The following is a 21511-nucleotide window of genomic DNA, read 5'->3' as shown; positions in this document are numbered from 1 at the left end:
CAGTCAAAACAATTCCCCCTAAAAAGCTTTGTCATTAGTTTTTGGCAGCAGCTTCAGCAGCCGCGTTTTCTTGTTCCCGCTTCAGCAAAACTTGGTCGTAACGCTTGGCAAATGGGAAGTAAACCAAAGTTGAAATTACCAGAACGCAGAACTGCCAGATGGCAATCTTCCATCCGCCGATGAAGAAACCGGACAGAACAGCTGGTGTGGTCCATGGAGCCGCAACACCATTAAGCGGTGGCAGGATGCCGTAACGGATCAAGCCATAAGTTGACAGGCTGACGATCAGCGGCACGCAGAAGAATGGCACGGCCAGGAATGGGTTCATAACCAGTGGCAAACCGAACAGGAATGGTTCGTTGATGTTGAAGATTGACGGTACGAGTTCGATCTTACCAATTGCCTTCATCTGCTGGGACTTGGCGAACCAAACCGTGAAGACAACCAAACCGATAGTGATACCAGAACCGGTCAAGTTGATGAAGTTGTTGTAGAATTCGTTGGTAATAACGTGAGCCCCTTGGGCAACAGACAATTTGCCCGCGTGGTACAAAGCAGCGTTAGCCGCGGTGTTTGGCAGAAGGAAGGCACCGGCAACTGAACCGACGATCAAACCGCCGTGAACGCCGAAGAACCAGAAGAATGGTACGGCCAGACCGATAACGATGGCCCCGCCCCATGAGTCAGACAGACCCTGCATCGGCATTTCCAGAACTTGGTAGATCCATTGCAGCATGTCAGTGTTGCCAAAAGTCTTGAAGGCAGCAAACAGCAGCATGCAGGCAGTCAAGTCAACACCGGCTGGAATCATGGCTGAGAACTGCTTGGAAACGCTGGATGGCACTTGTTCTGGCAGCTTGATCTTCCAGCCCTTCTTCATCATGGCGCTGTAGCTCCAGCCGACCAAAAGGCCGATGATGATGGCAGCAACCATCCCTTGGCCGCCAAACCAGGTAATGTTCAAAACGTTAGTGACTGGTGAAGCCAGGAAGGTCTGCAGGGCATGCGGCAATTTGTCGATGTTTTGCGTAACGGCTGAGCCGGACAAGACGACCTTGCCGGCAGCGTTGCTGATGCCGCTGGCTTCAGCTGACTTAAGCGGGCTGTCAACCTGCATGAATTGCAAAAGCAGGAAGGCTGACAGAGCAGTCAAAGCAGCCGGAAGAGGCTCAACTTTTTCATTCTTGACATAGACATAGGCAATCCCGACAACTGACCAAACTGAGATCATCCCGAAACTGGCCGTGTAAGCCTGGCTAAAGAAGGCTGACCAGCCGCTGTTGGCCAGGGCCTGGGACACTGCCGGAATTGGGAAGTTGGACATGATCAAGAAGATCGACCCAATAATGATAAATGGCAGCGAGTAGACCATCCCGTCTTGGATGGCCTTAACAGCCTTCGTGTTAACAAACTTCATGATTGGTGGCAGAATCTTTTGATTGACAAAAGCACTGAATCCACCCTGCTTTGTAGTTTCTGTACTCATCACTTTTTCCTCGATTTACAAACGCAAAAGCTCATTACTTGCTCATTACCTTAGTAGCTTGTTGAACAACCTTTTCTCCGTCCATCATGCCGTAAGCAGCCATGTCAATGACATCGACCGGAACATCGGTGCCTTCAACCTTCTTTTGGAAGTCAGCCAGCATGTAGCGGACTTGCGGCCCAAGCAAGATGCAGGAGATGTTCTTGTTTTCCAAGTTTGAATCAGCTTCAGCTGCTGGACAAGCAAAGATTTCGTAGTCCAAGCCGTCCTTCTTAGCAGCTTCTTGCATCTTTTTAACCAGCATACTGGTACTCATCCCTGCTGAGCAGCAAAGCATAACCGTCTTTTCAGCCATTCTAATTACCTCCTAGAACTTCTCTTTACGGATATGTGTTATCGCTTACAAAGAATAGTATAGTACCAAAGATAGATTATGTCCAGTCTATTTAAAGAATATGTTTTATTTTTTGTTAGACTTTACTTACCCATTAATAAGCAAAAAGAAAAGCCAGGTGGAAAATTCCACCTGGCTTTATGTCCAGATTATTAATGATTGGTTTCAACCATGATGTAAGACCGCTTGTTGTAGAGGTTTCTTGACCGGGAATATTCGATGTTGACCCCTGTATTAGTCCAAATGATCTGCTCAATTTCCAAAATCGGCGTGTTTTCGCTGGCGCCAAGGTACTGCAGGTCATATTCATCCGGCAAATCAGCCCGGACCCGGCGGAAGACCCCGCCGAATTTGATATGCAGCTTCTTGTGCAGGTAAGAGTAGATCGACCCCTCCAGAATTTTTTTGGACAAGGCCGGCACTTGGCTGACCGGCATGTTGGTATGCTCAATCACCAGCGGTTCCCCATCCAAAAGGCGCAGACGAACAATGTCATAAACCGGATCATTCTCGTCCAGATTCAATTTCTCACATAAGTCAGCCGAGGGGAAGCAGACTTCGAACTTCAAGATCTTGCTGCTGATCCGGTCATTGCCAACTTCAGATGACAGGCCGGCAAAGGAATTGACCGGTGAGTCGTGTTGACCCAGCAGGGTCAAGTTGGACAAGACCAGAGTCCCCAAGCCTGATTCCTTATAAACGAAGCCTTCCCGCTCAAGCAAGTCCAAAGCACTCTTGATCGTGATCTTGCTAACCGAAAACTCCTCAGCCAGTTCTTCCTGCTTAGGCAAAAAACTTTGCTGGGGATAAACACCGTCGATAATCCGCTGCTTAATTGTGTCTGCGATTAGTTGATACTTCTTCATGAACTGCCACCTTGCTTCTTAATGCGTTAATTAATAACAACGTAATTTTATTTTATCAACATCCGCAAGTTTTTGCTATCAAAAGTTAAGTACCAATAGCAAATCATCTATTATTTTTACAAAAACTTAAACATACTTTTTACATCAAAGACTCATCATAGATGGCCCGCTGGCCGCCGACATACTTTGGCCGGCGGCGGGCGCAGATGATGTTGGCCTCCCCGATCTTATCTAGGGAGATCCTCAAGGGAACTACCACCGGGTGCAGGTGCATCCCGATCAAGGTACCACCGATATCGATCCCGGCTTCCCCCCGGGCGTCAATGTCTTCTACCAGTACCGCGTTGGGCAACTTTTGATAGGCGACGGTCGCGAAGGCCCCGCCGGCATGGTTTGGCTGGGGAATAGCGTTAACCTGCTCCAAGTCATATTTTTCCATTGCTTCCCGGCTGACGACCAGGGCCCGGTTTAAGTGCTCGCAGCACTGGGCTGCCATGTAGATCCCCTTTTCCGCCAAAACTTCATTAATCCCCTGGTAAAGGGCTTCAGCAACGTCAGTGCTGGTATTGGTGCCGATTGCTTCGCCTAAAACCTCGCTTGAAGAGCAGCCAACCACGAAAAACTGGCCGGCCTTGATTCCGGATGCCTCGACGATTTCACTGACGGCCTGCTTGGCCTGTCTTTGAATTTCTGCTAAATCCATCTTTTTTCCTCCAATCTTATTTCTTGCTTTGCCTGCTGCTTTTATTGTAACTCAGTCAGCAGATTCTGCCGCAGGCATAAGCATATCTGCTAAAATATAGGCAAAATAATAAAAATTCCTGTTCATGTTTAGTGAGGTGTCGCTTCCAATGCACAAACAAAGTTTGCCGCTCAAGTTTTCTTTTGTCTTCGTTGCCCTCTCAATGGCCATTTCCCTGCTTACCGCTGCCTGGCAATTAGCAGAAGGCAAGTCCGGCAGCCTGCTCCTGGTCCTTGAGACCGGGGCTGGTCTGATTTTGGTACTCCTGCCGGCCCTGTTAAGCAAGTGGCTGCGCTTTTACCTGCCCTCTTTTTTGTACTTTTTCTTCCTGGCCTTCATCTATTGTGCCATTTACCTGGGGGATGCCTACCACTTCTACTACATCCCTTACTGGGACAAGTTCCTCCACTTGATCAGCGGGGCCCTGCTCTTTGGATTAGCCTGGGCCATCCTGGGCTGCTTCAAGTTCAAGGAAAAGCTGCCAGCCGGCTTTTTATGCCTGTATGGGGTAGCCTTCGCCGTCTTGTGCGGGGTCCTTTGGGAATGCTATGAATTTACCTGTGATGGGCTTTTTAACATGAACCTGCAGCGCTACCTGTCAGCAGGCCGGGCCCTGGCCGGCCGGGCAGCCTTGATGGATACCATGGGTGACTTGATCGCCGACCTGGCCGGCAGCCTCATCTTCAGTCTGGGCAGCTACCTCCGGCTGAAGCAGGATCCTGCCTGGATTGAGAGCTTCTTTTTCAAAAAATACAGCCCGGACGACTAGTTAACCGTCCGCCGGACCGCGGCCAGCAAGGCCTGCTGGGAGAGGTCCTTCTTTTTCAAACTGTCTAAAACATGCCGGTCAATCGTTCCCTTCGTCAAAAGATGGTGAATGATGACCGGCTTTTTCTGTCCCTGCCGGTAAAGACGGCCGTTCATCTGCTGGTACTGCTCCAGGCTCCAGGGCAGGGTAAACCAAATCAAGGTGTGCCCGCCCTCTTGCAGGTTAAGGCCCGCTCCGGCACTGGCCGGCTGGACCAGCATGACCGGGATCTTGCCCTTGTTCCAGCGGCGGATCATGCCGGCAGAGCCGTCAAAAAGTTCTGCCTTGACCCCATTTTTCTGGTAAAAGTCTAAAAGGCGGGCAGCATCAGACTTGAAATAATAGGCCACCAGGCTGGGCGTGGCCGTATTTGCCGTTAAGTAGAAACACCTTTCCAGTTTCTCGGCAAAAATCTCCTGGTAATGCACCCCGTCTTCTTCATAGATGGCCCCGCTGGCTAATTGCCGCAAGCGGCCAGCCAAAACGGCCGCGTTATCGGCGGTAATCTCCTGGCCTGGCAGATCCAGGACCTGTTCTTTCTTCAGCTGCTGGTAGCTCTTTTTGGCTTTTGTGGGCATTTCCACCCAATCCAGGCTCTCTGTCAGTTCCGGCAATTTCAGCCTGGTGTTTTTCATGGAGATGACAATATCGTCGATGGCCTGGTAGATTTTTTCCTCACTGCCTGGCAAAAGCCGCCACTTGACCGGATGATTGTTGACCAGCAGGGTCGGCTCAAAGTACTGCTGCCGGTAGACCGTGATGCTTCTGCCCAGCCTTTTTCCTTGGTCCAAGAGATAGATTTGCGACCACAGGTCCTGGAGGGAATTAGGCGCCGGAGTCCCGGTCAGCTCAATCAAGCGCTGAATCCGCCCCCGCACGCTCTTTAAGGCCTTGAAGCGCTGGGAAGCCGGCGACTTGAAAGACTGGGACTCGTCGATGACCACATTTTTAAAAAGCCAAGGGCCCAGGTCAACCAACTTGCTGACCAGGTCCCGGCTGGCAAAATACAGCTGCCAGTCGCCCTTGGCGGCTTTAGCCGCGGCGTCTTCGTAGAGGGCCTGCCGGTCGGCTGGGGTCAGCTGGCGGCCTTTTTTATCAGTTAAAAAAGACTGGGTCTTAAAAGGCAAGTCCCACTTGTCAATCTCATCTTGCCAGGTTGACTTGGCCACGGTCTTTGGCGCGATCACCAAGATGTGCCCCTTCATCCCCTCTTCGCGTAATTTGGCCAGGGCGGCCAGAGTAGTCAAAGTCTTGCCCAGGCCAATGTCCAGAAAAATTCCGCAGTAAGGATGCTCCATAATAAAGTTCATGCTGTAGAGCTGGTAGTCATGCAGGGGTAAAGTCTGCCCGCCTAATTTGACTTGGGCATCGACCATTTGGCCAGAAAAAGACTTAGTCTTTTCTTTTGCAACTTTTGCTTTTTTAGCTTTTTTAGCTTCTTTAACTTCTGTATTATCTGTTTTTTCCTCATTTGGCTTTTTCGCAGCCATGATGACCCCGTCCAGCTGCAATTGCCAATTGCCTTTTTTCTCGACCTGGCTGAGAGTCAAGGTCACCACTTGCTCGGCCGGGACTTCCTGGCCAAAAATCTGCTTGAGCTTGCCGCCTTCTTCTTTGGCCAGCCAGGGCAGGACCCCTTCGGCCGCCTCAAAAGAAGCGACTGCTCCAGGTAAATTCGCTTCTAAATGGCCGCAGACCAGCTGCCAATCTTTCAAGGTCACGAAAGCATAGGGCTTCTGGTGAACCGGCAGGCCGGCTAATTCTTCTGCTGCCTGCACCTGCCGCAATTCTTCGGCCGAAACAAATGATGTCAAGTGGCTCTTGACCACTTTTCCTTGGACGCGCACGTTTTCTCCTGGCATACTCCACCTCCTTAGCTACTTTTATTTAATTATGCCACAAGGCCATGAAAAAAAGGCCTGGCGGCCTTTTTCTTCGCTATTCGTTACTAATAGAAGCGGTAGTACTTCTTCGTGTCGACCTTGACATCCCCTTGAGTCAAGTATTCGCTGAACATCTGGACATAGTCCTTATCCAAGGAAAATTCGATCTTGTCCAAGCTGTATTCAGGGTAGAAGCCGCCCCCGTTAGCCCGGTAGTTGTTGACGGCCAGGTGGTAGACCTGGTCATCTTGAATATCCTGGCCCTTGAGCTTCAGCTTGGTCAAGCGCTGGCCAACCGGCTTGGAGAGGTCAGCCTCGTACTCCAGTGGATAAAAGACATCAAAGTGGTAAAGTTCCGGCTTTGGCTTCAGATAGCGGTCAATAAAGTGGATCTTGCCATCTTCGTCTTTTTCCAAAAAGCTGGCTGTATGCTCAACGATATGGCGGAGCTCTTTGCCAGTCAATTTGACGCTGACCAATTGGTTGGCGTATGGGTAGTTCAAAAGAATGTCCCGCATGGTCACCGTCTTGCCAAAGCCCTTGGCCACATCGTTCATCACAGCTGTGGCTGAGAGGTCAGCGTGGGTGAAGTAGAGCTGCATCTGCTGGAGCAGGTTGATGAAAGGTGCCCCTTCAATCCGCCCCTTGTTGGCGTCTTCAATTGGCGCCGGCTGGTCCAGGTGGGCAATTGGCTGGTCAAGCCATTTCTGAGTGGCTGCATCAAGTGGCTTAACGATTTCCTCAACTTCTGGATCTGAATCAAAGTCCTTGGTATCGATCAATTCGCTGGTTGCCTGCTTTACCTTGTAGCCTTCTGGCGTCTTTTCCAAGTCCAAAACGACTTCAGCGATTGCCTCGCCCCGGTAGCCCGGCTGCACGCATGGCTTGCCGGACGGGCTGATCATGTTCAGTCTCCGGTGCTGGTGGCCCGTCAGCATCACGTCGACTTCCGGGATCTCGGTCAGAATCCGGTAGCCTTCATTTTCCCCGTTGTGCGGTTCAGTCGCTTCCCCGCTGGCAATGTCGCTTTCAAAGCCGCCATGGTAAAGGACAGCCAGGACATCGACCTGCGGCTTGATGATCTTAGCAAAATGGGCAATCTGCTCGTAGGCCGACTTAAAGGCCAGGCCCTTGATCCGGTCAGCCGCTTCCCAGTGAGGAATGTATTGGGTGGTAATCCCTAAAACGCCAACCTTGACCCCGCTTCTTTCCAAGATCAGGTAGTCCCGGCCCAGAGTCGGCACCTGGGTTTCGGCGTCTAAAATATTGCAGTTGACGAATGGCGCCTTGTTGTTGTCCACGTAGTAGGCCATGTAGTCCTGGCCAAAATTGAAGTCGTGGTTGCCCAGGCAGCGGACGTCATAGCCAACCGCGTTGTAGGCGGCGGTAAAGCGGGCCAGGTTGTCCAAATTCTTGCTGCCATGGGTGTAAGCAGCTAAAGGAGACCCCTGCAGGCAGTCACCGGCATCAGTCACGATCACGTGGTCTGCCCCCCACTTGGCCTTTTCCGCCTTGATGGCGCTGGCTACCCGGCTCAGACCAAAGGGAGCGTCATATTTGCCCGTGGTCTGGTAGTCAGTTGGCAGCAGGTAGCCGTGGGTGTCGCTTGAATGTAAAAAAACCAGTTTCATTTTTTCGAATTCCTCAATCCTAATTTTTGGCATAAAAAAAGACACCAGAAAAAACAGGTGCCTTTTAAATTAGTCGTTATCGCTAGCGCTGTTTTCGCTGACTACTTGACGACCCTTGTAGTAACCCTTAGGGGAAACACGGTGGCTCAAACGGTATTCACCAGTAGTTGCGTCGTAGTGCATTGCTGGCACGCTGAGCTTCAAGTGAGCGCGACGTGAACGTTTCTTTTGCTTAGAAGTATGTCTTGCAGGAACTGCCATTTATAACTGATCTCCTTTATTGTAGTATCACAGTATCAGGTCGTTGACCTAAATACTCAAGTAATTAAATAATACTATTGCCTGGCAAATAAATCAAGAAAAACCTTACTTTATTTATTTGCGGGAGGCAAATTCAAGCGACAATCTGTCCCCAATTGCCGGGAACAAGTTGTACAATTTGGCCAAAGCCGCCAGGCTGACCGGCAGGTTGAGCTCACGCTTGTTTGAGCCGAAGTAGTGGACTACTTCCCAAGCCACGTCGTCTGGATCAAGCATGAAAGCCTGCACATTCTTGACGTACTGGCCACTTGCATCGGCAATGTTGAAAAAGTTGGTGTAAACCGGGCCCGGGTTGACGGTCATAACCTTGACGCCGAAAGGCTTCAGTTCAAGGCGCAGGACGTTGGAGAACTGGATTACGGCTGCCTTGGCGGCGCTGTAAGCAGCTGACTTGGTCGTCGGCACCTTGCCGGCCATGGAGCCGAAGTTGATGATCTGCCCGCTGCCCTGCTCCAGCATGAGCCGGCCGAAAAGCCGGGTCATGTACATCAAGCCCAAGACGTCGACTTGGAACATTTCCGTAGCGTCCTGCATGTCAGCTTCCATGAATTCTTCAAACTTGCCGAAACCAGCCGCGTTGACCAGGTAGTCGATATGCTTGACCTTTTCCTTGACTTGGGCAAAAGCCGCTTCAATGTCGCTGGCCAGGCCCAAATCTGCCTTAACGGCAAAAGCTGCTGAGCCAGACAACTCTCTGGCTTCAGCCGCGATTTCCTCCAGCTTGTCCAGGCGACGGGCCAGCAAAACGACCGTAGCGCCCCGGCTGGCGCTTTCCAGGGCGATTGAGCGGCCAATCCCGCTGCTGGCCCCGGTAATAACTACAACTTTATTGCGTAATGAATCATTCATCTTTAAACACGTTAACCTTTCATTGGAACTACGAAGCTGTCCAGGTCCCTGGCCAGGGTCGTGGCCGGGAAAATCTCCCGGGCCTGCTTGACCATCTGGCTGGCCAGAGGGCCCACGTAGCGGGCCGAAACATGAGTCAGGTACAAATGCCCAACCTGACAGGCGGCGGCCGTCTCAGCGGCTTGTGTGCACGTTGAGTGGTAATAATCCCTGGCCAGCTTGCTTTCGCTGGCGTCAAAAGTTGCTTCATGGACTAAGACGTCGGCATGGTCGGCTAAGCGGCGGATTGAAGGTGTGGACCGGGTGTCGTAAATCACGGTCACCACCCGGCCTTTTTTAGCCGGACCCAGGAAGTCCTTGCCGTTTAAAACCGTGCCGTCAGCCAACTCGACCTGCTCGCCCCTCTTTAGTTTACCAAGGAGCGGCCCGTTTGGCACTTTAAATTCTGCCAATTTATCCATTAACAGTTCACCGGCCTTGTCAGCCTCGACTACCCGAAAGCCCCAGCTGTCGATCCGGTGATCCAGCTTTTCAGTATAGACTTCAAAGCCCCGCTCGCTGACGATCTTGCCCGCCTCTTCCAGGGTAACGAATTTAATTGGATAGGAAATCTTGGTTTTGGAAATCCTGAGAGATGTCTTGACAAACTGTTCAATCCCTGCTGGCCCATAGATGGTCAAGGGGCCAACGTCACCTTGAAAAGACCTGGTTGACAAAAGGCCCGGCAGGCCAAAAATATGGTCGCCGTGGTTGTGTGAGATAAAGATCTTCGTGATTTTGCGCAGGCGGATATTGGTGCGCAGAATCTGATGCTGGGTTGCTTCCCCGCAATCAAAGAGCCAAATCTCGTTCAGCTCATCCAGTAGTTTTAAAGCCAGGCTCGAGACGTTCCGCAATTTTGACGGCTGGCCCGAGCAGGTTCCAAGAAATTCCAGTTCCATTTAACTCCCATTCTTTTCCAATTAAAAAAGGCTAATTCGATTCGCTGGCGCGAACCATTTCTTTGACGACGTACGCGCTATAGTAGTTTTGCCCCACGTCATTCGGGTGGGTCTTGTCGCCGTAAAACCAGCTGGACTGGCTGTGCGCGTAGCCATACCAGTCAATGACGGTCAAGTTCTTGTACTTTTTAGCCAAGGCCTGCAGCTGCTGGTTGACCTGGTTCTGCCAGGACCGGGTCGGCACGACGACATTGATCCAGAAAAGATGACGCTTTGGACCCACAATCTGCATGATCTGCTTAACCTCATCATCAGTAAAAGGCCCGTTGGTCCCAAGGCCGAGCAGGACATTGTCCTGCAGTTCGCCCTTTTGGGCATAAGACTGAAGCAGCTGAGGAGCCACGTCAGCCTGGCGGGAAACCGTAGCATCGATAACCGCGTGCGGCATAAGCTGGTGCAAGATGTCACTTGAAGAAGCCATGACCGAGTCGCCGATTGCCGTAACTTGCAGCTTTTGCGCTTCCTGCAGGTCAGCCTGGCTGATTCCGTACTTCTCAAATTCCTGGTTGACCTTTTTCCCGCTGGTCTTAGACTTAGTCGTTTTTGACTTGGTCTTGGCCTTGGACGTCTGCGTTCTCTGACTGCTAGACGACTTCTTGGCCGCCTTTTGCGAGCTCTTGATTGATTCCAAGGCCTTCTTGTTCATCTCAGCCTGCTGCTTGGAGTTGTCATTGATCGTCTTGATCAAAGCCCCATCCTTGTTGTCAGCCTTGGCCAGCGGGGAGAAGATAATTCCGCCGCTGCCAATTAGGAAGACCAGGAAGAAGGCCGCGGTCTGCAGCCAGCTTTTTGAAACCTTGACCGGCCAATGGAAGAGCTTGGCCAGATTGTAGCGGATGCCTTCCCCGGTATAGCGTCTTTTTTCAAAAAGCCGGTAAGTCAGTTCACTGATCAAGAGAATCAAGACGACTTCGATCACCCGGTAAAGGGCAACGTGGTCGGCCAGGTCACTGACCCAGCTTTCAAAAAAGATCATGACCGGGAACTGGTAGAGGTAGATTTCATAGCTTCTTGACCCCAGCCAGTCAAAGACCGGGTTGGTCATCAGCCGATTCCAGATTCCGACTGGAGCCGCGATCACAGCGGCGAACACCGTCACGAAGAAGCTGAAGATGAACATCCCCCCATAGTACGGGAAAGCCGTCTGCGCATTCATCAAAGGCGAGAACATAAGCAGCAGCATCCCAAACAGCGTGGCTAAACCAGTCCAGTTGAGGACGACCCCATCGCTTTTGGTGAAGCGGTTGTCCAGCTCCTCAAAAGGCCAGAGGATGGCCATGGCGCTGCCCAGGCCCAAAGAGAAGAAGCGGGTGTCGGTTCCATAGTAGATTCGGCTGGTATCCTGGCCTGGCCGGAAAAGCAAGGCCATTTCGACTGCCGACAGAACTGACAGGCCAACCAGAACCCAGAAAATGTTCCGCCGCCTTTTGACGAATTTGACCAAGAGGGCCATCACCAGTGGCCAGAGCAGGTAGAACTGCCAATCGATCGCCATCGTCCACAAGTGAGTAAAAGGCGATTCATTATTGGCGAAACGTTCAAAGTAGCTCTGTCCGTTAAAAATCTGCCACCAGTTATACACGCCCAGCAGGTTGCTGGCGACGATCTGGTAGAGCTTGTTTAAGAGGTTGCGCTGAAAAAGCACGATATATGCGCTAGTCAGCCAGAGCATGGCAATCAGCGGCGGGTATAAGCGCTTAAAGCGGCGTTGGTAAAAAGCCCTAATGTCAAAATAGCCATGATTGTGGTAGGCAGCCATAATCTGGTCAGTTACCAGATAGCCTGTCAAAACCAGAAAGACCGGCACGCCCAGGTAGCCTCCGCCAAAGTGGTCCGGGTCCAGGTGATACAGGATTACCCCAATTACGGCCAAAGCACGCAAACCAGCATAGCCAGTAATGTATCGTTTCTTCATTTTTTCAATTCTCTAACTTTCGTTTCTCTATTCTAAAAATCTCAATCTATCCTTTATTGCACGAACTCGAAGCTGAAGTCGCCAATGTAAACGTCGTCTCCATCGACAGCGCCTTGCGCCCGCAGTTCATCATCAACGCCCAGCTTCTTCAAGCGGCGGGCCAGGCGCATGATCCCGTCCTGGTGGTCCAGGTTGGTCATGGCTACCAAGCGTTCAAGCTGCTCGCCGTGAATTTCAAATTCGTGGTCAGCAAGCTTTTCAACCGTGAATTCCATCTTTTCTGGCCGGTGGTACTTGTAGGTCTTAGTCTTGACCTCTTCTTGCGGCTTGACGGCGGCTTCTGCTTCTTGGGCTTCAACCTCGCTGACCAAGTCAGCCGCCCGGCTCATCAAGCGGTCAACGCCTTGGTGGGTGACGCTGGAGAGTTCGTAAACTTCCTGGTCAACCCCATGAGCAGCCAGGTCCTTTTTGAACTGGGCCAGTTTCTCATCAGCACCTGGAATGTCCATCTGGCTGGCCACGATGATTTCCCGCTTGCTGGAGAGGTCATCTTCCGTGTATGAAGCCAGTTCGTGCAAGATGGTTTCATAGTCTTCGTAGGCATCCCTGCCGTTGTTCGGGTCCATGGAGACCATGTGCAGGATAACCTTGGTTCTTTCCACGTGGCGCAGGAACTGGATCCCCAGCCCTACCCCCTGGCTGGCCCCTTTGATCAAGCCCGGCAGGTCGGCCATGGAGAAGTCCCTGCCGTCTGGCAGCAGGACCATGCCCAGGTTTGGCTTCAAGGTAGTAAACTGGTAAGCCGCGATCTTCGGCTTGGCACTGGTGACGACTGACAGAAGGGTTGACTTGCCGACAGACGGGAAGCCGACCAGACCGACATCAGCCAGGACCTTCAGTTCCAAGCGGAGGGTCCGGAATTCACCCGGTTCCCCGTTTTCCGCGATTTCCGGGGCCGTGTTGACGCTGGTGGCAAAGTGGATGTTGCCCCGGCCGCCCCGGCCGCCTTTAGCAACGACCAGTTCCTGGCCGTCCTTGACCAAGTCACCGATTTCCTCACCGGTGAAAAAATCATAGACGGTCGTGCCGACTGGCACCTTCAGGTAAAGGTCCTTGGCCGCCTTGCCGTATTGGGCCTTGATGCGGCCGTTTTCGCCAGGCTCAGCCTTGAACTTGCGCCGGTAGCGGAAGTCCATCAAGGTTCTGAGGCCATTGTCGGCCACAAAGATGATGGAGCCGCCCCGGCCGCCGTCACCGCCAGCTGGTCCGCCATTAGGCATGAATTTTTCATGGCGGAAGGCCACCATGCCGTCCCCGCCCTTACCGGCTTGGACTTCAATTTTAGTTTGATCAACAAATGTTGAAGGAGTTGGCATTCTTGTTCTAACCTTTTCTTTCTTTCGTTAATTGTTACCATTTAATAATAAGCTATTTTGCCCAATAGCTAAAGGGAAATTTTGACAGCCTGCGCCTGGGTTAAAGTCAGTCCCGCCTTGCGCAGATCGTCGATTGAAGCTTCCTTGATCTTCTTTAAAGAGCCAAACTCCCGCAAAAGCTTGGTTCGGCTCTTAGGGCCGATGCCCTTGATGGAGTCAAGCCGGCTGACCAGGGAATTCTTGGCATGGGTCTGCCGGTGGAAGGTGATGGCGAAGCGGTGGACCTCATCCTGGATCCGGGTCATAAGGTAAAAGCCCTCTGACTTCGGGTCCATTGGGATCATTTTAAAAGGCTGGCCGTTAAAAGGATCACCGTACAAGAGGTGGTTGGTCCGGTGCTTGTCATCTTTTACCATCCCGGCTACCGGAATATCCAGGTTCAGCTCATTTCTTAAGACGTCCTCGCAGGCTTCCACCTGGATCTGCCCCCCGTCCATCAAGATGAGGTCCGGCATTCTTTCGTGCTCTTTTAACAGGCGGCTGTAGCGGCGGCGGACGACTTCCCGGGTGTTGCCGACTTCATCGGCGCTGTTTTGGTGCTCGACTTCCCCCTTCAGCTTGAACTTCCGGTAGCCAGTTTTAACGGGCTCCCCGTCTTTAAAGACAACCAGGGCCGAGACCGGGTCCGCCCCTTGAATATGGGAGTGATCAAAACTCTCAATGTATGACCCGTAAGGCAGACCCAGGGCCTTGAAAATTTCTTCCTGGGCCCCCTTGGTCTTGCGCTGGCCGAGCTCCAGCAGGCGGAACTTGTCATCCAGCTTCAACTGGGCATTTTCTCTGGCCATCTCCATCAAAGAAGCCTTCTGCCCTCTTTGCGGGGTCCGGACCTTGATGCCGATCGCCGCTGCCAGTTCATCCTGGTCGATGCCTTTAGGCACCAGGACCTCCCTGGGCTTAACCCGGTTTTTTTGCGCGTAGAACTGGGCAATAAAGGACATGAATTCGTCTTCCGGATCAGTTTCATCAGTCAAAGGAAACATGTGCGATTCCCGCCGCAAGAGCTTGGCTTGCCGCAAAAAGAAGACCTGGATGGAAATCCAGGACCGGTCCACGTAATAGTTGAAGATGTCTCTTTGGGTGTGGTCGTTGGAGATGATCTTCTGCTTTTCAACCGTTTCTTCAATGTATTTGAGCTGGTCCCGGAGTTCCCCCGCCCTTTCAAATTCCAAATTTGCCGAGGCTTCCAGCATTTTGTCCGTCAAGTCTTTCTTAACAGCCTGGATGTCCCCGTTCAAAAAGCGCTTGATCTTCTTGATCTGCTCATCATATTCGCTTTGCGGCACTTCCTTAAAGCAGCTGCCCAGGCACTGGCCCATGTGGTAGTAAAGGCAAGGCCGGCCAGTATAGCCGCTGCAGCGGCGCAAAGGAAAGACCTTCTGGATGAATTTTAAGGTCGCGCTGGCCGCGTAGACGTTGGGGTAAGGGCCAAAATAGTAGCCCTTGTCTTTGTAGACGATCGAGGTAAGACGGGTCTGGGGATTTCTCTCATTGGTGATTTCAATGTAGGGGTAGCCTGTTCCCGACTTCAGAGCAACATTGTAATAGGGCTGGTACTTTTTGATCAGGGTGATTTCCAGCAAAAAAGCTTCCTTGTCGGAATCCACCACGATGATGTCGTAGTCGGCAATGTTTTTGACCAGCTCGGCTCGGCGGCCTTCCTGGCTGCTCTTGAAGTAGGACCGGACCCGGTTTTTCAGGTTCTTGGACTTGCCAACATAGATAACCTTGCCGTTGACGTCCTTCATCAGATAGCAACCGGCCTTTTCCGGCAGCAATTTCAATTTATTTTCAATCAATTGACTTGCCATGTCTGCCTCCCCGCGATTCATTTACCGTACGATTTTATCACGAAAAGTATTATTCTAACACTGATCCGCCTATAATCTCAAAAATATTTTAATGATTTTTCATGACCAAGGCGGAAGAAAGATAAACATCTTTTAACAATAATTCTTCTACGGCAAAGCTCGTTCGACTTTTAGTGCAAAATAAACTTTTTTTCACTGAAACGGCTGTCTTTCGTCAGCTTATCACGTATAATATTATTGTTAAGACTATAGGATTTTAGGAAGGTAAGATTACATGAAGAACTTCTACTTGAACCATGACAGCAACATGGACGACTTTACTTCACTTTTGCTGATGCTTTTAGCACCCGACATCAAGCTGATCGGGGTCGGGGTAACCGATGCTGACGGCTATGTTGAACCAGGCGTTTCCGCGTCTCGCAAGCTGATCGACCGCTTCAACCAGCGCGGCGACAAGCTGGAAGTGGCCAAGTCTGACTCCCGGGCAGTCCACCAGTTCCCGGAAGCCTGGAGAGTGTCAGCTTTTTCCGTTGACCACTTCCCGATCTTGAATGAAAAAGGCACTGTTGAAACGCCGGTTGCCGCTAAGCCGGCCCACCTGGACATGATCGATAAGATCCACGCCGCTGACGGCCCGGTTACTCTGGTCTTCACTGGCCCCTTGACTGACTTAGCCCGGGCCCTGGAAATCGACCCAAGCATTCAAGACAAGATCGAAGAACTCTACTGGATGGGCGGGTCTTTGAACGCCCACGGCAACGTTTACGCTCCATGCGCTGACGGAACCCAGGAATGGAATGCCTGGTGGGATCCGGAAGCCTGCAAGACGGTCTGGGACTCCAAGATCAAGATCCAACAGGTTGGTCTGGAATCAACTGAAGAACTGCCTCTGACCGATGAAATGCGCCAACACTTTGCGGTTAACCGCAAGTACCCGGCCTTTGAATTCCTGGGCTATGTCTACGCCCTGGTCAACTCCTTTGAAGTCGACTCAACTTACTATCTCTGGGACGTTTTGACCACCATGAGCGCCCTTTACCCGGAAATCGCCACGACCCGGGAAACCAAGTCCGATGTCTACACTGACGGCGACCGGGCTGCCCGCTTCTTTGAAACTGAAAACGGCCGGCCAATGACCCTGGTAACTTCCGCCAACTACGACAAGTTCTGGGAACGCTTTGACGATCTGTGCGAAAAGGCCAAGCTTTTCTAAAAAAATAAAACGATAATAATGACGAAACCTTCAGAAGATTTTCTTCTGAAGGTTTTTTCATCCATATTTTTTGATTACGGCTAACATGGTTTTTCCATAGTTGGCCAATTTTGCATCCCCGACCCCGCTGCACTGGAGCAGCTCCTCCGGCGTTTGCGGCTTCCTGGCCGCCATATCGCGCAAGGACAAGTCAGAAAAGATGACAAAAGGCGGCACTCCCCGCTTCTGAGCCAGGGCCCGGCGGGTCTTTCTGAGCTCTTCAAAGAGGACCTGGTCACCGCCTGTTTCAGCAAGCTGCTCGCTTTTGGCTTCCTGGCGCTTTTTGACCCTGGCCTTGCCGTCCAGAACGTCCCAGCCCCGGTTGGTCACGTGGACCAAGGGATACCGGTCCCCCACCAGCTGCAGGTAGCCCTTTGAGACCAAGTAGTCGACCAAGCTGCTTACATCAGTCTGCTTTTTCCCTTTGAGCAGACCGTAGTGGACACAATCATCTGCTCCGATTTCACTGATTTTTTTGACTTTAGACCCTGTTACTGCCTGGGCAACGATCTTTTTGCCATAGCGGCCGTCTAAGTCATAGACCATGCCGATGATGGCCTGAGCCTCAGCCGTTATATCCTGGAAATCACCCTGGCTGAGGCAGTTGCTGCACTTACCGCAAGGCGGGCAGTCCTGGCCAAAGTAGCGGACGATGAATTGCTGCAGACACTCGTCGGTATTGGCATAGTCGCTGATCGTCTGCAGCTTCTGGTACTGGACCTGCCGGTAGGATTCATCAGCTTCAGAATTGTCGATAAACCAGCGGAACTGCCTAAGATCGCTTGGGTGAAAGAGCATTACTGCCTCACTTTCCAGTCCGTCTCGGCCGGCCCGGCCGGCTTCCTGGTAATAAGCCTCCAGATTCTTGGCGCTGTTTGCGTGAATAACAAAGCGGACATTGCTCTTGTCGATCCCCATGCCAAAAGCATTCGTGGCCACAATCAAGGGAATCCGGTCATATTGGAAGTCGTCCTGGACCTGGGCCCGCTCCTCATTGGACATCCCTGCATGGTAGGCGGCGACGTTAAAGCCCTCCCGGCGCAAAAATTCGGTCAGCCCCTCCACTTTTTTCCGAGTGTTGGAATAAATGATTCCAGCTTCTCCCCGGTGCTGCTTTAAATAGTTGACGATATAGGCCCGGCTGTTTTTGGGCGCGTTGACCAGCTTGAAGCGAAGATTTTTTCTTTCAAAACTGGTGATGACAAAATTCTTTTCAGAAATATCCAGCTGCTGGCCGATGTCTTCTCTAACTGCCTTGGTGGCCGTGGCTGTAAGGGCCAAAACATTAGGACGGGTATGGAGGGCATTAATCCCGTCCTTCAGCTTTCGGTAGGCCGGCCGGAAGTCGTGCCCCCACTGGGAAATGCAGTGGGCCTCATCGATGGCGACCAAATTGACCTCCAAGAAGTTGAGCTGATAGCGGAAATAGTCCATCTCCATGCGCTCCGGCGTCACGTAGAGCAGCTTGATTTTTCCTTCATAGCAGGCTCTTAAGATTGGATTGACGTCTTCCTGGGCCGTGGAGCTGTTAAGTGCCGCGGCCGGAATTCCGTATTCGCGCAGGCTGTCAACCTGGTCCTTCATCAAAGAGATCAAGGGCGAGATGACTACGGTCGTGCCCGGGATCATCAAGGCCGGGATCTGGTAGCAAAGAGACTTCCCGCCACCGGTCGGCATAACGGCCAGGACATTCTCCCCCCGGATAACTTTTTCAATAATTTCTCTTTGGCCTGGCCGAAAACTGTCATAGCCAAAATACTTCTTTAAGACCTGCTGTGGATCAAGCAAGCTCTCTGCCCCCTTTAATTCGCTTTACATTTAATGATAACGAAAAAAAGATGCTTTCGCATCTTTTAGTTGACCCGGTTGACCGGAACTCCGTTGACCAGGAAGGAGACGATATTATGACTGGCTTCTTGCAAGACGCTGCGCCGGGATTCCCGGGTGGCGCTGCCAGCATGCGGGGTCAGGATCACGTTGTCCAGCTGGCAGAATTCCTTGTTGAAGTCCGGTTCTTCTTCAAACACGTCCAAGCCCGCCCCGGCGATCCGCTTGGCCTTTAAGGCCCGCAAAAGCGCCGCTTCATCGACCAGGCTGCCCCGGGAAGTATTGATCAAAAAGGCAGACGGCTGCATCATGCTCAAGGCTGCTTCATCGATCACGTGGTAAGTTTCCGGCGTCGCTGGCGCGTTCAAGCTGACATAGTCAGCCTGGCTGAGCAGGTCAGCCAAAGGGACATAGCTGACCCCCAGGGCCCGCTCTTCATCTTCCGGCAATTGGTGGCGGTTGTGGTAGAGAATGTTCATCCCGAAAGTCCGGGCATAGCTGGCCAGGGTCTTGCCGATTCTCCCCATGCCGAAGATCCCCAAAGTCTTGCCGACCGGGCTCTGCCCCTGGTTTTCCGCCAGGCCCGTGTCCAAGAAGTTCCCTTGCCGCATTTCTTGATTGTAGAGGGCCAGTTTCCGGCTGAGGGCCAAAAGGAGGGTAAAGGCCATTTCCGCCGTCGGCTGCATGACGCTGGCCGGACAGTTGGACACGATGATCCCCTGGCTGCTGGCATAGTCCACGTCGATATGGTCATAGCCAACCCCGGTCGCGGAAACGATCTTGAGCTTTTTACCCGCGTCCAGCAGTTCCTGGTCAACTGGCAGCTTGCCGGTGATCAAGGCATCGAATTCCCCCAAGTTAGCCAGATACCAGTCCTTGCCAGCCTCTTCCGGGGCAAAGGTCACCTCGCAGACTTTTTCCAATTCGGGCAGGCTCTTGACTGCCAAGCCCGCCACCAAAACTTTCGCATTTTCCATCTTATGCATCTCCCTCAAACAGCGGATCGCGGCTGGCTTTTAATGCCGCCACGTGGTCTGCCTTGAAATAGATTCTTTCCGCATTGCCATAGTATATATCTGCCATTTCTGTTTCTGAAAAAATCCCCGAATCTTCCAGCCAGGAATAAAGCTGGCCGTAATCATTGAAAGTGGCTGACCAGGGAGCATCGCTGCCCCATAAAAGTCTTTTTGCCCCAACGATTTCTTTGGCCAGGCCCACCGCTTCCTGACAGAAGGGGTAAGGATAAGTCTGCTCGCCGGCAATGTCTTGCAAAGCCGCCAGATCAAAGCTGATGTTTGGCAAAGGAGCCAACAGGGCCAATTCTTTTTCCAGCAAGGCCAATTGGCCGGGCTTGGGGAAAGACAGATGGCAGAGGACAAAGTCCAAATCTGGGTAACGCTTAGCCAGCCGGGCCAAAGACCGGGGCTGGTGGCTGGCCTGGCTGCTGTCACCATAGTCCACGGCTACCGCGAAGCCCGGATAAGAACTGAGATAGTCCAGAATCTTGCCCAGGCGCTCGTCTTCCGCTAGGTTAAAAGGCAAATGGTAGCCCATGAGGCCGCCGGCCTGGCTGACTTCCAGCTTCAAGGCCCGGAAGCCTAAATCTTCAACATGACGCTTGACGATTTTTTCCGCTTCACTGGCAAAGGGGTCAACGGAAAAAGCCGGGGCAAAATGCTCTGGATCCGCCTTAGCCGCCTGCCAGCTGTAATAGTTTTGAAAGCCGTACAGGCTGCCCTGCAAGAGAACGGCCTTGGCCACATCGTGCTCCTCCATCACTTTTTTCGCGGCAGCTAGTCTAAAAGAGTCATCTCCCCAGCCTGCCGGAAAGAGGCGGGTTTTAAAGCCATTGTCCCAGACCACCAGGCCGCCCCCTAAGGCATTGCTTCTGCCGCTCCCCTTGTAGCTGGCCAGGTCCCGCACCAAGTGCAGGTGGGCATCAATTTTCTTCATCGTTCGTCTCCCAATCTTTTTTACGAAACTCTTACTCTTATTATAGTGAAAGCGGTTCATTTTAGCAAAAATTTCAGAAAAAATAAAAGGCCTTTCACCAAGTAAAAGGCCTTTTCCTCTATTTCTGTTAATTGCTCTTTTCCGCCAGCCGGTCCAAAGTCAGCGCGATCAAGCGGTCAGCCACGGCCTGCTTGCTCATCCGCGGCCAAGGATCAAGCTCCTTGCCTGCTTCCAGGACCGTCACCTGGTCCTCGTCGCCGCCAAAGGCATCCCCGCTGACATCGTTGGCCACGATCGCGTCGGCCCCCTTCTCCGCCAGCTTCCGGCTGGCATTGACCAAAAGGTCGTTGGTTTCAGCGGCAAAGCCGATGACCACTTGGTCAGGCCGCTTCTTTTTGGCCATTGTCTTTAACAGGTCCGGATTCTTGACCAGCTGCAGGGTCATCTCCTCTACCCCGTCCTGCTTCTTCAGCTTGTGGTCAGCTGCTTCTTTTGGCCGCCAGTCACTGACGGCTGCCGCCATCAAAAGGGCGTCAGCAGCTGGGAAAAGTTCTTCTAGCCGCTCCAGCATGGCTTGAGTTGACAAGGCGGGATGCAGGTGGATCCGGGCATCTTTTGGCAAAGAAACTGAAACGTTCCCGTAAATCAAGTCCACCTCGGCTCCTCTTCTAGCCGCGGCTTCTGCCAGGCGGAAACCCATCTTGCCGCTTGACCGGTTGCCGATAAAGCGGACCGGATCAATGGCTTCCAGGGTCCCCCCGGCAGTGACGACGATTCTCCTGCCTTTTGCCGGCAAGTCCAGCTGCTCTTCAAGCCAGGCCAGGATTTCTTCAGCTTCCGGCATCCGGCCCTTGCCAGCGTAGCCTTCAGCCAGTCTGCCCACGGCCGGCTCCATGATCCGGTCGCCGCCTTCTTTTAAAAGGCGGATATTGCGCTGAACAGCGGGATTTTCCCACATGTGGGTGTTCATTGCCGGCACGATCAAGCGCGGGCAATGCAGGGCCAAGAGAGTGGTTGAAATTGCATCATCCCCCATCCCCTGGGCCATCTTGGCCAAAATGTTAGCATCAGCCGGTACAACCAAAGCCAGCTGGCTCCAGTCAGCCAGGTCAATATGGGCGATTTCAGCCTGCCGGCTCGGACTGAACAAGTCGTCTAAAACCGGCCATTTCGTCAAGGCTGCCAGGGTTGCCGGTCCAACAAAATTTTCGCTATTGGCCGTCATTGCTACCCGAACTTCATGGCCCGCCTTTTGCAGGCCGCGAACAACGCTGACTGCCTTATAGGCCGCTATTCCGCCAGTCATATAGACCGAAATTCTTGCCATATCTGCCGC

At 52.3% G+C, this 21511-nt stretch carries 18 protein-coding genes; 2 read left to right on the top strand and 16 right to left on the bottom strand.

From position 1 onward, the window contains the following. Nucleotides 1–34: 34 nt before the first annotated feature. The 4 genes from ACYVUU_RS04100 to ACYVUU_RS04085 form a co-directional block, all read right to left on the bottom strand. Complete coding sequence (locus ACYVUU_RS04100) at nt 35–1486, bottom strand: PTS sugar transporter subunit IIC (RefSeq protein WP_484500028.1); 1452 nt, start codon at nt 1484–1486, stop codon at nt 35–37. Nucleotides 1487–1520: 34 nt separating this feature from the next. Continuing rightward, nucleotides 1521–1841, bottom strand: a complete 321-nt coding sequence (locus ACYVUU_RS04095; protein WP_484499337.1) for a PTS sugar transporter subunit IIB — start codon at nt 1839–1841, stop codon at nt 1521–1523. Nucleotides 1842–2032: 191 nt separating this feature from the next. Beyond that, nucleotides 2033–2746, bottom strand: coding sequence for a GntR family transcriptional regulator (locus ACYVUU_RS04090; RefSeq protein ID WP_439774852.1), 714 nt, complete (start codon nt 2744–2746; stop codon nt 2033–2035). A gap of 139 nt (nt 2747–2885) precedes the next feature. Next, on the bottom strand, nt 2886–3449 hold the full coding sequence (locus tag ACYVUU_RS04085) for a TIGR01440 family protein (protein ID WP_439774851.1): 564 nt from the start codon (nt 3447–3449) through the stop codon (nt 2886–2888). A 148-nt stretch (nt 3450–3597) separates the two neighbouring features. Here ACYVUU_RS04085 and ACYVUU_RS04080 point away from each other — a divergent pair, with 148 nt between their 5' ends. Then, complete coding sequence (locus ACYVUU_RS04080; RefSeq protein WP_484500027.1) at nt 3598–4257, top strand: DUF2238 domain-containing protein; 660 nt, start codon at nt 3598–3600, stop codon at nt 4255–4257. Here ACYVUU_RS04080 and ACYVUU_RS04075 read toward each other — a convergent pair. The 8 genes from ACYVUU_RS04075 to uvrC all read right to left on the bottom strand — a co-directional run bounded on the left by ACYVUU_RS04075 (nt 4254) and on the right by uvrC (nt 15143). After that, a complete protein-coding gene (locus tag ACYVUU_RS04075; RefSeq protein ID WP_484500026.1) occupies nt 4254–6158 on the bottom strand; it encodes an SNF2-related protein in 1905 nt (634 codons plus the stop codon). The two genes, ACYVUU_RS04080 and ACYVUU_RS04075, sit on opposite strands and share 4 nt — an antisense overlap. Nucleotides 6159–6244: 86 nt before the next feature. Continuing rightward, nucleotides 6245–7810: a bifunctional metallophosphatase/5'-nucleotidase gene (locus ACYVUU_RS04070; RefSeq protein ID WP_484500025.1), complete on the bottom strand. Its 1566-nt coding sequence runs from the start codon at nt 7808–7810 to the stop codon at nt 6245–6247. Nucleotides 7811–7879: 69 nt separating this feature from the next. Then, a complete protein-coding gene (gene rpmF / locus ACYVUU_RS04065) occupies nt 7880–8071 on the bottom strand; it encodes a 50S ribosomal protein L32 (protein ID WP_003614010.1) in 192 nt (63 codons plus the stop codon). A 114-nt stretch (nt 8072–8185) separates the two neighbouring features. Next, a complete protein-coding gene (locus ACYVUU_RS04060) occupies nt 8186–8980 on the bottom strand; it encodes an SDR family NAD(P)-dependent oxidoreductase (protein ID WP_439774847.1) in 795 nt (264 codons plus the stop codon). 11 nt (nt 8981–8991) lie between these two features. Beyond that, nucleotides 8992–9921 carry a ribonuclease Z gene (rnz, locus tag ACYVUU_RS04055; protein ID WP_439774846.1) on the bottom strand — a complete coding sequence of 310 codons (930 nt, stop codon included), beginning with the start codon at nt 9919–9921 and terminating at the stop codon, nt 8992–8994. Between the two features lie 31 nt (nt 9922–9952). Beyond that, on the bottom strand, nt 9953–11896 hold the full coding sequence (locus ACYVUU_RS04050; RefSeq protein ID WP_484500024.1) for an acyltransferase family protein: 1944 nt from the start codon (nt 11894–11896) through the stop codon (nt 9953–9955). 53 nt (nt 11897–11949) lie between these two features. Then, on the bottom strand, nt 11950–13272 hold the full coding sequence (gene obgE, locus ACYVUU_RS04045; RefSeq protein WP_484500023.1) for a GTPase ObgE: 1323 nt from the start codon (nt 13270–13272) through the stop codon (nt 11950–11952). Between the two features lie 68 nt (nt 13273–13340). Continuing rightward, a complete protein-coding gene (uvrC, locus tag ACYVUU_RS04040; RefSeq protein ID WP_484500022.1) occupies nt 13341–15143 on the bottom strand; it encodes an excinuclease ABC subunit UvrC in 1803 nt (600 codons plus the stop codon). Between the two features lie 274 nt (nt 15144–15417). On the opposite strand from uvrC, the gene ACYVUU_RS04035 reads away from it, so the two are divergent. Then, nucleotides 15418–16356: a nucleoside hydrolase gene (locus ACYVUU_RS04035; RefSeq protein WP_484500021.1), complete on the top strand. Its 939-nt coding sequence runs from the start codon at nt 15418–15420 to the stop codon at nt 16354–16356. A gap of 57 nt (nt 16357–16413) precedes the next feature. Here ACYVUU_RS04035 and recQ read toward each other — a convergent pair whose 3' ends face one another. From recQ to coaBC, 4 genes are all read right to left on the bottom strand, one after another. Next, nucleotides 16414–18183, bottom strand: coding sequence for a DNA helicase RecQ (gene recQ, locus ACYVUU_RS04030; RefSeq protein WP_484500020.1), 1770 nt, complete (start codon nt 18181–18183; stop codon nt 16414–16416). A gap of 65 nt (nt 18184–18248) precedes the next feature. Beyond that, entirely contained in the window at nt 18249–19199 is a 951-nt protein-coding gene (locus ACYVUU_RS04025; protein ID WP_484500019.1) for a 2-hydroxyacid dehydrogenase family protein, read from the bottom strand. Nucleotide 19200: 1 nt separating this feature from the next. Beyond that, nucleotides 19201–20175 carry an amidohydrolase family protein gene (locus tag ACYVUU_RS04020; RefSeq protein ID WP_484500018.1) on the bottom strand — a complete coding sequence of 325 codons (975 nt, stop codon included), beginning with the start codon at nt 20173–20175 and terminating at the stop codon, nt 19201–19203. 127 nt (nt 20176–20302) lie between these two features. After that, nucleotides 20303–21502: a bifunctional phosphopantothenoylcysteine decarboxylase/phosphopantothenate--cysteine ligase CoaBC gene (gene coaBC, locus ACYVUU_RS04015; RefSeq protein WP_484500017.1), complete on the bottom strand. Its 1200-nt coding sequence runs from the start codon at nt 21500–21502 to the stop codon at nt 20303–20305. Nucleotides 21503–21511: the final 9 nt, after the last annotated feature.

It is taken from the genome of Lactobacillus sp. WILCCON 0058 (assembly GCF_057198005.1).
This window is presented reverse-complemented; position numbering and strand designations above follow the sequence as displayed.